Source organism: Spirochaetota bacterium, from assembly GCA_040756435.1.
In the GTDB taxonomy this organism is placed as follows: domain Bacteria; phylum Spirochaetota; class UBA4802; order UBA4802; family UB4802; genus UBA4802.
In genome coordinates, this window is sequence record JBFLZD010000034.1 from 1 (window position 1) to 13,216 (window position 13,216).

Below are 13,216 nucleotides of genomic sequence, written 5' to 3' on the forward strand. Positions count from 1 at the left end.
ACAAGCGGCAAGGTACGCGAAAAAAACGATATTACAGCACTGGACAGGAATGCAATGCTTGAAAAAGTCAAGGCTGCAGGTATTGTTGGCTTAGGCGGTGCTGCATTTCCCACCGCGGTAAAATTAAACCCACCCGCAAACAGAACTATTGACACACTGATAATTAACGGCTCAGAATGCGAACCGTACCTTACCGTTGATGATATGCTGATGCAAACACACCCAGAAGAGATCATTGAAGGCATTCAGATATCCATGAAAATACTGGGTGTGTCAAAAGCTTTCATTGGTGTTGAAAAGAATAAAGCACTGGCAATAAAAGCATTACAGAAAGCTGTAACCAGTGTAAAATCAGAGGGTATCAGCGTAATGCCTTTGCGGACACGCTATCCCCAGGGCGCCGAAAAGCAGCTTATCTATTCCATTACAGGACGAGAGGTACCTTCCGGTGGGTTGCCCATGGATGTAAATGTGGTTGTACAGAATGTAGGCACAATCTATGCAATTCGTGACGCAGTGCTGTTTGATAAGCCATTAATTGAACGCTATATCACTGTCACCGGTAAAATTGTACAAAAACCCGGTAACTATAAGGTGCGGTTTGGCACACGGGTTATTGACATACTTGAAGAGTGTGGTGGTCTTACCGAAAATCCTGCAAAGATAATCATGGGTGGACCAATGTGTGGGCTAGCCCTTAACCACATGGATATACCCATAGTTAAGGGTACATCTGGCATTCTATTTTTAGCAAAAGACGAAGTGGAAGTGGATTCGTTCAGGCCATGTATCCGCTGTGGCAGGTGTGTAGCGGTATGCCCCATGAACCTCATGCCGTGCGACTTAGGTAATGCGGTTGAAAAGCAGCGTTATGATATTGCTGAAAAGCTGCATCCGTTTGATTGTATCATGTGCGGTTCCTGTTCATATGTATGTCCATCTAAACGCCCATTGTCGCATTTTATTAAGGTTGTTCAGACAGTACTGAGTGCAAAACGATAATATCAGAATATAGAAGGGTTGTTCATGGAAATAAAAGATGCTGACAAAAAACGCCTGTTAGAGGATTTAGTGCTTTCACACGCACCACATATTCGCGATACCCAATCGGTTCCGCTGGTCATGTGGCTGGTGGTGCTTGCATTGTTGCCAGCAACTATCTTCTCCTGCTATCTATATGGATTGTATGTGGCACTTGTTATTGGTGTTTCAATTATTTCGGCAATAGTTGCTGAAGGCATTGTACAATTTTTGTTAAAAAAGCCAATAACCGTACATGATGGCTCAGCCATAATAACCGGGCTTCTTTTAGCCATGAACCTACCGCCACATGTTCCACTATGGATTCCAGCTATTGGTTCTGCGTTTGCCATCATCATAGCAAAACAATTATTTGGCGGATTGGGATACAATATATTCAATCCCGCGCTTGCCGGTAGAGCTTTTCTCTTAGCTTCATGGCCTGTTGAAATGACCACGTTATGGCATAAATTCCCCGGTGGTTATGTTATAACCCAGAATCCAATATTTGACCCATCCATGCCACAACAGCTTGTTGACAGTATCAGTGGCGCCACTCCACTTGGCGCTTTGAAAGAAGGACCAAAAGTTTTATATGAACTATCGCTACAATCACAGCCGTTGTACCACTTTCTTTTTTCAAAAGCTATGATCAAGTCTCTGTTTATTGGAAACATTGGCGGCTGCATTGGCGAAACATCAGCATTGCTGTTATTAGTTGGAGCGCTGCTTCTTTTATGGAAGCGCATCATCACCTGGCATATACCGGTATCATATATAGCAACTGTTGCACTCATTATGGGAATATATTATTATTTCTTAGGTGTTCCCAATCTTCACTATGCCATACTTTTCCATATACTATCGGGCGGACTAATTTTAGGTGCCTTTTTCATGGCAACGGATATGGTTACCTCTCCAGTGACAAAAAGTGGTATGATTATCTTTGGCATAGGATGTGGCATATTGGCTTCGGTCATACGTCTGTGGGGCGGATACCCTGAAGGTGTGTCATATTCAATTTTGCTTATGAATGCGGTAACACCATTAATTGACAGGCTAACACGTCCCAAAGTATTTGGTACGCGATAGTAACCGATTATAAATTTTCTGGGAATTACCTATTTTGAGGAGCATTTTTACACTGTTATTATATTTAATAGATTTACACTGTCATTTCGATGAACGTAGTATTTTTTACACTGTCATTTCAATGAACATAGTATTTTTTACACTGTCATTTCGAAGGAGCGAAGCGACTGAGAAATCTTAAAGACGGAAACAAAGATTTCTCGCTGCGCTCGAAATGACAATAAAAAATGCTCGAAATGACAATTACGATGTTATAAATGACAATGATCAAATCATACTTTCAGAAGCGAGGAACAGTTATTACATGAAACCTGCTGATATCGTAAAGGCTACGATTATAATAAGTGTTATCGGATTTATATCTGCTTTTTCATTATCATTCATGAAAAAGATTACGCAGGAGCCAATTGCAAAACAGGAACAAGAAAAGAAACTGGCAGCTCTTGCGCTTGTTTTGCCTGGTTATACAGTACAGCAGGAAAAAACAGTGACCGTTGATGGCACATCCTTTACCTACTGGATAGCAACAAAAGAGGAAAACAGGATAGTAAAAAAAGCATGGGCATTTTTAGCTGACAAAAAAGGATACAGTGGGCCAGTGCAATCAATTGTTGGTGTTGATGAATCAAATACAATTCTGGGGTTTACTATACTATCGCAGAATGAAACGCCAGGGCTTGGTGCACGCTGTGTTGAGGTTGCGTCCAATGAAACATTTATTGACCATTTTATAACTAAAAGTGTTACCAGTAAAGAAGAAGTATCGTGGTTTCAAAAGCAATTTATTGGTTTGAATGCTGGCAAGCCCATCGCTATTCAAAAAAAGGGCGACTGGCACAAGGAAATGAAAGATGAATTATTGCAGCATAATGCTGTTACTGCAATAACTGGGGCCACAATCACCACTAAAGCAGTTACCCAGAGTATTGAAGAAGGTATACAGAAATTACATAAAGCTTTAACACTGCAAGAGGTACAATAATGGATTACTTCAAGGAATTTTTTAAAGGAGTATGGCAAAAAAATCCAATCCTGGTATTAGGGATAGGCATGTGTCCAACACTTGCAGTAACCACATCTGCATCAAATGCTGTCTGGATGACCATAGCAACGACATTTGTATTACTGGGTTCCAATATCCTTGTATCAGCCATACGTACCATTGTTCCTTCACATGTTCGAATACCAATTTTCATCACCATTATAGCCAGTTTTGTAATCATTGTTGAATTAACACTCAAGGCATTCCAGCCTGACGTATACAAAGCCCTTGGCATATTTATACCCCTCATTGTTGTGAATTGTATTATTCTGGGAAGAGCTGAAGAGTTTGCATCAAAGAATTCAGTTATATCATCCATTCTTGATGCATTAGGAATGGGCTTGGGTTTTGGTTTAACCCTTTTTATACTTGCAACAATACGTGAGGTGTTAGGAGCAAATAAGCTTTTTGGATATGTGTTAATTCCTGGCATGAAACCAGCAATTCTCATGATACTTGCACCCGGTGCATTTTTCACCCTGGGACTGCTCCTTTGGGCTATGAATGTTATAAAAGCACGGAAAGCACTTTTTAAACGTACTGAATAAAAGTACAGGCGAGGTAATGTCGTTATGGAAATTAAGATACTTTTTACTATACTAATCAGCACTATCTTTATTAACAACTATGTCCTTTCAAGGATATTAGGCCTATGCCCTTATTTAGGTGTTTCTAAAAAATTGGATTCGGCCATTGGTATGGGATTAGCTGTTATCTTTGTTATGACGATGGCTTCTTTCTTTACTTTTATAATTTATAAATTTGTTCTCATACCTTTTCACATTGAATATTTACGAACTATTGCGTTTATTATCGTTATAGCTTCTCTTGTACAGCTTGTTGAAATGGTTATTGAAAAGATATCCCCTGCCCTGTATCAGGCGCTTGGAATTTTTTTACCACTTATTACAACCAATTGTGCTGTGTTAGGTGTAGCTGTTCTTAATATAGATTCGGGCTTTATTACTCAAGAGTTTGGTCTTCTTAATTCTGTAGTGCAGGGTTTTGGCGCAGGCGTTGGTTTCACGCTTGCCCTGCTGCTTATGGCTGGCATTCGTGAACGCCTTGAAATTGCCATGATCCCGGAAAACCTTAAAGGTCTGCCCATTACGTTTATTACCGCTGGCCTTATGGCAATGGCATTTTTGGGTTTTTCAGGTATGAAAATTTTTTAATAAAGCGATAGTTTATGGAAATTTATTCCCCTAAAGTTACACTACTTGCTATAACACCCAATGCCGAAAAGCTCATTGAGGAAGCAGGTCGTACATGCTATCTGTCACTTGACAGAATTACTGAAGGCAGCGAAGCGAACTTTATACGTCGCTGCATCATAAACGGACACCACTCAATACTGGAACATGCATCAGCATCATTCAGGGTGCTGGGGGCTTCCCGTGCATTCACCCATCAGATGGTACGCCACAGGCTTGCAAGTTTTTCACAGCAATCGCAGCGCTACGTGAACGAAGAAGAATTTAATTTTATCATTCCACCATCAATCGCAGCAAATAATGAAGCAAAAGCCATCTTTACTGATTTCATGGAACAGGCACGCATCACCTACAAAAAGTTGCGCGAATTAAGTATAAAAAAAGAAGATGCACGTTTTGTGCTTCCCAATGCGTTAGAAAGCCAGATTGTCATTTCAGCTAATTTCAGGGAATGGCGACATATCTTTTCACTGCGTTTGGAAAAGGCAGCACAGTGGGAAATACGAAGCGTATGCATGCAGATGCTTAAAATTCTACAAGATGCAGCACCATCAGTTTTTGGTGATTTCATTATTGATGAATCAACATGTACTGCAAAATCTGATCTTATCAAATAACAATATCAGCTTTCTGTAAATGAAAATCAAAGTGCATTACTCCATCTTCAAAACGCTGAGTAAAGGGCACACCACACTTTTCAAAAACTTTCATCATCTTATCATTTTGCGGTAATACATTTGCTGATATTTTTTCAATATTTCGTTCTTTTGCAATTTTCATCAAATATCGTGCCATAAATGTGGCTATACCCTTGCCCTGAAACTCCTCATCAACTATAAAAGCCATCTCATATGTCTTTTCATTTTCATCATATCCATAGCGTGCTTCAGCTATAATCCGTTCATTGCCAGCATGCTGAATTATGCCAACTATCGACAATATCCGGTCATAATCAATATTGACATACGACTGCATCTGTTTATGCGGCATGGTCCGTATACGCGCAAAATACCGCAGATATTTTGACTCATCTGAAAACTGATAAAAAAGCCTTCGCATCATATCTTCATCAGATGGCTTTATGGGCCTAAACTTAACCAAAAGGCCATCCTTGAATGTTTTCATTGTTTCAAGCGTCACAGGATAGTTTATAATATTTTCAATTACATATATCTGGTCGGGATACACCAGGCCTGCTTCCTTTGCCTGATTAAGCAAATCAAGCCTGTGATTGGGATGGGCAATGTCTATGAGCGCCAGTGCCCGCTCACGAATTGATTTACCAAAAAGGTTTGCCACACCATATTCGGTTACTACATACCGGGTAACACCTAAGGTTGATCGCACCTGTTCGGTTTCTGTGTGTCGTATTACTATGTTACTATCGCCATGCTGATCAATAGAACGCAACGCCACTATTGCTTTACCCCCACGGGAAAAAGCTGCACCAACGGCAAAATTCAGCTTGCTTTCATAACCGGACAATAAATTATCACCTGAGTAAAATACTACTGACTCACCAGACAGATCAATCTTCTTAACATTCATGACACTTACCAGCTTAGGAATGCGCTGCACAACGGTTGGATACAGAAGGCGCATGAGTGGTAAAAACTCAAACATGGGATTTCGGTCTACATAGTCATACAGCATCCGGGTGCCATAACAATAGCTTAAGGTCACTGGAGCAAGATTTCGTATGCCCCGGTCAACTTTAATGGCACCAGAATCAATTAGATCAATAACCCAATCAGATACTACATGACTATACACTTTAAGCTCGCGCTTATTATGCAGGTGTTTGGCAATTGCATCAAATTGCCGTCCAACATGTAATGCTATCACCGAACCATCATCAATAAGATTGGCAACATGCCATCCAATCTTATCCATAATTTCATCATAGCGCTTATATTCTCTTTCAATCAGGGGGGCTTTGCTTTCAATGATATAATCTATGGCGTCAATATGCACAGCAGTATCACCCATGGTAACGGGAACATACGGGTTGACTTCAGCTATTACGGTTTTTGCATTTGCAATCACTATATTGGCAACATCTATCGCAATGCCCAAACTCATAAACCCCCTGTGATCAGGAGGCGAAACCTGTATAATAGCAACATCCACGCCAATGGCACCAGTGGAAAAAATAAATGGGATTTCCACTAAATGTGCAGGTACAAAATCTGCCTTGCCTTGCTCAATATCTTTGCTAATACTTTCACCAGTATTGAATGTCTTCAGTCGGAATTTATAAAGATTACTATCGGTTTTGAGGTAATTACCCAGTGTGATAAGATGTATTATCTCTAAGTCCTGCAGGCTGGTTGCATCTGATGTCATCATCTGCTCAACAGTATACACTGGCATTGCGGGGCCACTGCTTAAAAAAACACGGGAACCTGGTTTTATAATTTCACATAGTTTCTGGAAATCAATCTTCTTTGACTGGTATACATCATTATATGTTTTTTTTATTTGCATTGTATGTTCCTTTTTGCAGTGTATTATTGATAGGCCATACATTCTATACTACTGCTTATTATTCTACATTATTATATAATTTTAGTCAATTATTTACACAACTACTTTGATTAATCATAAAGGTCAGATTAACCATACGGTAATTATAACACCATAAATATGCAATACAATATTTTATGCTTTTTATCATTTATGCAGCTTGTATACTGAATTTTGAAAACTTAATTATATACTTGTATATTATAGTAAAATTTTTTCATATATACCATGACATTTCATTCTATCCTTCCCTATGCGATACTTAAAGGTGCATTTAGTTTATCTGCAAAAGCAGTTTTTTTTCTTACTATGTAATACACTTATATTTGTTGTGCACTGTACAAGTACCTGCATTACCTATTTTTATATTGTGTTATCCAATTTTTTTTATTGAAATTTATTATAATCTAATAATAGTATGATTGCTGTATAAATACTTTGGAGGAAATATATGAATATAGAAACAACCACCTGTATTGCCTATGAACACTTAGAGCTTTTTCAATCATATGCTGCTATGCACAAACTATCGCTTCATACGTTTATTATAAATTTCATAAACTATGTGTTTTCGTATAAACATATCCCGGTGAAAAGCTATTCACGATTGAGATATAGAAAGCGGTATCAAACGTGGAAACGCGTACATCTGTATTTGTATGAGAATGAGTATGAGTTTGTGATGGATGTGCGCAAAGTCTGTAAGATGTCTTTTGCTAAGGTTATAGCCTATTGTGTGGAGAATTATCTTTATGATTATCTTGCCGCATTAGAAAGTGAAGATAATACCGATAACTATCGCTTTAGTGGCTACACATTTTCATTTTATCTTGAAGAAGGCATCCCGTGTTGTCAATTTTACTGGGGACCACCCCCAGAATTGGTGAAACTTGCCACTCAATAGCAGTCAAAACTTATATAAATAGCCCAATAGATACCATACATATACTTTTACATTGTTAAAAGTCTATCAGTCTATTAGCTTCTACACTTTCTTTATTAATATATCACTTGCACTACAACTTAAGACACAAATATACCATTTGAGGATAGTAACAAATCTATAAAACATCACAGCAACTTTATATAATGCTTGACATTTTATATAATCATGATTTTTTAATTTTTCTTACTATTAAGAAACGGTAAGTTTTTATGAAACCTTACTCAATTCTTTTTTTAATATTATCTTTTACTACTATTTTTTTCATTTACTCATTCAGCATATCGAAAGCTTCTGATAGTCAAGAAATTAACCATAAAAATTGGATGCATCATCCTGATATTAAAAAAATTAGGTTGATATATGAAGAAGTTGAATCAAAAATAAAAAATAAAAATTTAAAAATATTAAAGAAATCATTTGACTACATCCAACCATACAAACCAACCCAAAAGATTATATATTACGATAATAACAATACCGTGCGCAAATATATTGAAGAAGCAGGCTCGGAAGATTCAAGCCTTACATTCAATTATTATTATGACCATAATAAGATTCTTCGATTTGTGTTCATAACAGGAGGAGCAGTTAACGGAACAAAACTTGAACACCGTATCTATTTTGATGATAACGCTAAAAAGATATGGGAAATACAAAAATTTACTCACGGACCTGGTTATACATTCCCCAAAGTATGGCCTGCAGATGAGTTAATTTTTGATCCCTGGAAAAGGTTTAGCGAAAACGTTGAGTGATTCAAACACCAAATTTTTAAGATAGTTGAAGTGTATAGCCTATTGCCAGAGTTGGCAGAGATTTAAGTATTGAAAGCCTTATTTTAAATTAACGTTTGATTAAGCTAATACATAATGAATCTTAATTATCTGGAGGATATAAATGAAATATATGGAATATGTAGGTGCTTTTTTAATTATTATATCCGTCCTGATTGGCATAATTTCTTATCAGGGTTATAAGATTAATAATTTTAAGAAAATGGGAATTACTGCTCAGGCTAAGATATACAAAAAATACCAAAAAGAAAGTTCAGAACCATGGGGCATTAGAAGCATTAAAGATTCTCCCCGCTATAAATTTATTAGAAAGACCAACTATTTCTGTGATGTTTCTATGTTTCATGGAAGCGATAATAACCAAAGTGGCTTTATGTTTATTACTGCCTCATTGCAGATAAGCAAGCAAACTCTTTCAAAAATTAAAAAAGGAAGCAAAGTTGAAATTATATATCTACCCGATAATCCGGATTCATCGGCATTAGTGTATAATGATTATAAAAATAATTTTTATAGTTTAGATGATAGTGCAATTACACTTAATCACAAAAACGGTAAAAAGTAAAATCCAGTTTAAAATCAACTCGACTCTGCAACTAGTAGTGCTAAGTTAATGTTCACGTCATATTCAGTTGCAGGATTGGGGAAGTTTACCACTGCAACAATACCACTTGATAAATCGATATATGATTCTCTAAAAGTTGGCGACTCAATAGAAGTGGTATATCTGCCAGAGGATCCACAAAATTCAGTGATTGCAAAAAAAATGCTTGATAGTCTTATATATTTACCTCCATACCTTGGTATTGCTTTGGTGGCTCTATGCTTTGTGGTAGGAATAATTCTATTAAATATTAAAAAACCTCTTCCCTACTAAATAGATATGGAAATTTATGAGAAAGGGGTTGTCTCAAAAGACATCTTCTGCAATAACTTTTGCCATACTGTCATTGCGAGGAACGAAGTGACGAAGCAATCTTGTCTTCTGTGGTATTTAGATTGCTTCACTTCGACATGCTCAGTGCAAGCGCTACGCTCGCAATGACTTTGCACCCGCGTCATTGAGAACTCCACGGATTGATTTGGGACACCCCCATTTTGTTGCAATTGCGTCTTTTTTTACTTAAGGAATATGCCCCATTGAAATTGCCGAGGGAATGACGCCTGCTTATATTGCACAGGTCGTAAAACCATTTCTGGAAGCGCGATGATGTTTTACGATGTATCAAAGGTGCGCATTTATGTGCGTCCGGGAAAGACGGATTTTCTAAAAAAAGCCTCAACGACCCTGCAGGTGGGGTTAATATAATTAGAGGGCATTCTAAAATTTGGGAAAAGACTTATGACAGCCGCTCAAGGTGTTTTCTTATAACAGCATTTTGTTTCTCTTCAAACGATTCATAATCAAAAAGCCACTTACCAAAATTATCTTCCCTGAAAAGCTGTATTACATCTTCACAAAAAGGGTATAATTTTTCTGATAGATCTTTTAATTGCTCTTCTTCACTTTTTGAAGCGCGGACTTTAGAAAATATATGAGCAGTGTCAACAGAAGTTCTAGTTATGAAATCTATTATGGCACTTGCGTAATACCAATACCGGTATCCATTAATTACATCTTCCCATCCAATAGGCGACGATAAAGTACCAAAAAGGATATTTACCTCACCCTGCGAGCTATAGAACTTAATGCGGCAATCCTTAGATTCAATTATCACTAAACAATGTTCGCCGCCTCTGGCTGATGAGCTATGTACCACATCAAATTTATATTCTTTGAATAAATATTTGAAATGCTTTTTTATTAATTTTATAAAATCCCTGCATTCACCATTTAATAACATAATGCTTTCCGCGTTTTGTTAGTTAAATCGATATGTTTATGCCATAAAATCTTATTGCCAAATCTTTTTTTTACAATCTTTCCACTATTGCCTTATATTTATTAGACACAAACCCAGTAAAAATTTCATCTACCATACATAAAATACTGATAAATAAATCCTTTAGTCAAAAGTATTTATTTAATATTTTATAATCAGAGTAACATCTTCAAATTGTTTTTTCCATTCAGAAATTGTTTTTGGCAATTTGTTTTTGAACTTGGCATCTGAGCTCACATAATAAATTTTATCCTCTTCAAGCCATGCAATGTAGAAGTGTTTGCCAGGTGTAAACATAACAATAGCAGCCATATCATCACACATCCCGGCAACACAACCCTCAATTACCGTAGCATTAAAATTATCAAGGCACTTTTGATGTGATATCACATGCAAGCGATATACAAAGGAAGTATAAGATTTCCCAAGTGTATTTTTAATCTTTTTTATTAGCAAACTGTCATGTATAATATTTTTTAGCCTTTCATCTGCAAGCTCTTCTTCAGGAATTATTTTTGATGTAAAATTTCCATCAAACACCACCCCTGCTCCACCATAATATCCTTCACAGTTCTTTGTTGTAACTACAATACCATGAGCAGTAAGTTTAAAGTGGATTTCTCTGTCATCATCAGAATCCAGAATGCATATAGCAGTATTATCTTTTAGCACTGCATTGCCTTCTATTACACCAGTATGGGCACCAGAATATGCTGTTAATACAAAATGAAAAGAATCCTGTGTTACCACACTAATTACAAGCTCAGCATTATCTACTAGACTATTCCTGTACCAGGTTCCTTCCCAGCTATTATCTGATGCCCCTATGATACTTAAAAAAAATAATAGAATATACTTAATAGTCATCTAACAGCCTTTTTAATAATTAAAAAACAATTTGATACTATTAAACCGTGCATTAACACATTGGACTCCAGAATCTGTTGTTAATCAAGAAATCCTTAAATGACATCTTTGCAGGTTTTCCTTTTTTACTTTTAATTGAAAACCTTCCATCTTGCTTTGACCAGCCCAACACTACCTCAGTAGATTCAAGACTCTGGTATAAAGTATATATATTCCATAATTCATTTAATGCTTTCTGCAAATCATTTTGCGATTTAAAACGACTTTCATCATTACCTATAGCATCCATAACTGCATTTTTATCTTTTGCAGAAATTTTATTAAAATTACCCTTCATTATATGATCAAGAGTAGCTGGATCCTTCATTGATCTTGCTATATCAGCTATCCTATAAAGAGATGTACAATTTTTTGCACCTTCTTTTTCCCTGTATTCAAAACACAGTAAACCGTTGCCGTCAGGTCGCAATCCAAAAGGAACCAGTTCAATTGTTACTTTAGTATCTGTACCATAGCGGGGAATTTCAAAATTAAGGAAAAAAACGGGATAATTTATTTTTCCCTGTACCGGTTGGGAAATGAATGTATGTATACCAAAATCTTTTGGCATTAAATCATTTAAATTTTTATTTGATGAAATCTTTTTTTCCCAGCTGCATTTGTATGAATCTGACTGTAAAAATATATATTCACCAGCACTGTTGACGTAGGCTCCCACCGTTGAAGTACACGAGCATCCACACTCAGGCCAGCTTCCTGAAATTTGGAGATAGCCATTTTTGGAATCATCTATAACATTACCATCAGGCTTCCCATCACCATTCTCATCCACAAAATTAGAATAGCATTTTTTTGCTCTTTCCCATAACATCTGGCTTAATGATTTTTTTGCCTGCCCGGCTCCTGAAACAGGAATAAAGGTCAGCACTATCAAAAGCAAAAACATCCATTTTGCAGCCTCAACCCCTTTTTTTGCATACATTCTTGTAGTATTCATTATATACCTCCAAAATATTATAGTATGCTGAAATAGTTTCAGCACATTTGCACTATATTTATATCTAACAATATAAAACCACAGCACCTGCTTAACTGTAGATAGCTCATTGATGCAATTATACAAATGTATGGTAATTGTTTAAACACTAAGCGATAGATAGTATTGGTACACAAAATCTCTTAAAAAAGCGTCTTTGGAAAATATAAAAAATAAATGGTAATTGTCAATACAATTATTGTTAACATCTATTATCATTTGATAGATTGTTTGTTTATATATTACACTATTTTACTTGACTTTTATAATTGAAGGCATTAATGCTTATGCATCTTCATAAATTTTTTATAGTTTAAGGAGGTTTTAACTATGAAAAAAGTCATTTTCATTTTTATTCTTGTTTTTTGTATGTCAGTAACGCTTTATGCTGCAGACCTGGTTAACAAAGATTCAAAAAAATATACTATTGAAGTTACCACATATGGTACTCTCAATACTTCTATTGGAAGCAATACAACACTGATGGGTGGTGCACCAGATGGTGCAACAATTAAGATAAAAGAAACAGGCTCAACAATTAAAGTAAATGGCAGTAAACCAGTTATCATAAAAGATGGGAAATTGTCTCAATAAAATCTTGTAGGCTACATCTTATTTTATAACTTCAAAAACACTGGTTATTATAATTAAACCAGTGTTTTTTGTCTGTACATAAAAAGTCGCAAATTATAAAATAGAAAGCCAATTTCGTACACAAAGTATATTTTTATTAAGTGATAGCGATGATTTCTATAATAAACATACAAATTCATTCTGCTATTTGGATTCATAATAC

At 36.3% G+C, this 13,216-nt stretch carries 15 protein-coding genes; 11 read left to right on the forward strand and 4 right to left on the reverse strand.

Translation table 11 applies throughout. The features are described from left to right. The 6 genes from rsxC to thyX form a co-directional block, all read left to right on the forward strand. Positions 1–1,002: electron transport complex subunit RsxC (gene rsxC / locus AB1444_10500; protein ID MEW6527085.1), on the forward strand; the 1,002-nt coding region annotated here is incomplete at its 5' end. Between the two features lie 24 nt (positions 1,003–1,026). Continuing rightward, positions 1,027–2,112: an RnfABCDGE type electron transport complex subunit D gene (locus AB1444_10505; protein ID MEW6527086.1), complete on the forward strand. Its 1,086-nt coding sequence runs from the start codon at positions 1,027–1,029 to the stop codon at positions 2,110–2,112. A gap of 304 nt (positions 2,113–2,416) precedes the next feature. After that, on the forward strand, positions 2,417–3,094 hold the full coding sequence (locus AB1444_10510; GenBank protein MEW6527087.1) for an FMN-binding protein: 678 nt from the start codon (positions 2,417–2,419) through the stop codon (positions 3,092–3,094). Beyond that, complete coding sequence (locus AB1444_10515) at positions 3,094–3,702, forward strand: electron transport complex subunit E (GenBank protein MEW6527088.1); 609 nt, start codon at positions 3,094–3,096, stop codon at positions 3,700–3,702. Before AB1444_10510 ends, AB1444_10515 begins: the two co-directional genes overlap by 1 nt. A gap of 24 nt (positions 3,703–3,726) precedes the next feature. Next, positions 3,727–4,329, forward strand: a complete 603-nt coding sequence (gene rsxA / locus AB1444_10520) for an electron transport complex subunit RsxA (GenBank protein ID MEW6527089.1) — start codon at positions 3,727–3,729, stop codon at positions 4,327–4,329. A 14-nt stretch (positions 4,330–4,343) separates the two neighbouring features. Next, positions 4,344–4,985, forward strand: coding sequence for an FAD-dependent thymidylate synthase (gene thyX, locus AB1444_10525; protein MEW6527090.1), 642 nt, complete (start codon positions 4,344–4,346; stop codon positions 4,983–4,985). On the opposite strand, the gene AB1444_10530 is transcribed toward thyX, so the two are convergent. Then, on the reverse strand, positions 4,978–6,855 hold the full coding sequence (locus tag AB1444_10530) for a GNAT family N-acetyltransferase (GenBank protein ID MEW6527091.1): 1,878 nt from the start codon (positions 6,853–6,855) through the stop codon (positions 4,978–4,980). The genes thyX and AB1444_10530 overlap by 8 nt on opposite strands. 490 nt (positions 6,856–7,345) lie before the next feature. On the opposite strand from AB1444_10530, the gene AB1444_10535 reads away from it, so the two are divergent. From AB1444_10535 to AB1444_10550, 4 genes are all read left to right on the forward strand, one after another. After that, positions 7,346–7,798, forward strand: a complete 453-nt coding sequence (locus tag AB1444_10535; protein ID MEW6527092.1) for a hypothetical protein — start codon at positions 7,346–7,348, stop codon at positions 7,796–7,798. A 251-nt stretch (positions 7,799–8,049) separates the two neighbouring features. Continuing rightward, the gene (locus tag AB1444_10540) at positions 8,050–8,595 is read left to right on the forward strand and encodes a hypothetical protein (GenBank protein MEW6527093.1); all 546 of its coding nucleotides are present in this window, start codon (positions 8,050–8,052) and stop codon (positions 8,593–8,595) included. Between the two features lie 142 nt (positions 8,596–8,737). Then, positions 8,738–9,199 (forward strand): hypothetical protein, encoded by a 462-nt coding sequence (locus AB1444_10545; protein ID MEW6527094.1) that lies wholly within the window; start codon positions 8,738–8,740, stop codon positions 9,197–9,199. A 48-nt stretch (positions 9,200–9,247) separates the two neighbouring features. After that, complete coding sequence (locus AB1444_10550) at positions 9,248–9,511, forward strand: hypothetical protein (protein MEW6527095.1); 264 nt, start codon at positions 9,248–9,250, stop codon at positions 9,509–9,511. A 463-nt stretch (positions 9,512–9,974) separates the two neighbouring features. Here the strand turns inward: AB1444_10550 and AB1444_10555 are convergent, their stop codons facing one another. The 3 genes from AB1444_10555 to AB1444_10565 form a co-directional block, all read right to left on the reverse strand. Further along, on the reverse strand, positions 9,975–10,478 hold the full coding sequence (locus tag AB1444_10555) for a hypothetical protein (protein ID MEW6527096.1): 504 nt from the start codon (positions 10,476–10,478) through the stop codon (positions 9,975–9,977). Between the two features lie 180 nt (positions 10,479–10,658). Then, the gene (locus AB1444_10560; protein ID MEW6527097.1) at positions 10,659–11,384 is read right to left on the reverse strand and encodes a hypothetical protein; all 726 of its coding nucleotides are present in this window, start codon (positions 11,382–11,384) and stop codon (positions 10,659–10,661) included. Between the two features lie 52 nt (positions 11,385–11,436). Continuing rightward, complete coding sequence (locus AB1444_10565) at positions 11,437–12,381, reverse strand: hypothetical protein (GenBank protein ID MEW6527098.1); 945 nt, start codon at positions 12,379–12,381, stop codon at positions 11,437–11,439. Between the two features lie 369 nt (positions 12,382–12,750). Between AB1444_10565 and AB1444_10570 the strand changes: the two genes are divergently transcribed. Beyond that, a complete protein-coding gene (locus AB1444_10570) occupies positions 12,751–13,014 on the forward strand; it encodes a hypothetical protein (protein ID MEW6527099.1) in 264 nt (87 codons plus the stop codon). Positions 13,015–13,216: the final 202 nt, after the last annotated feature.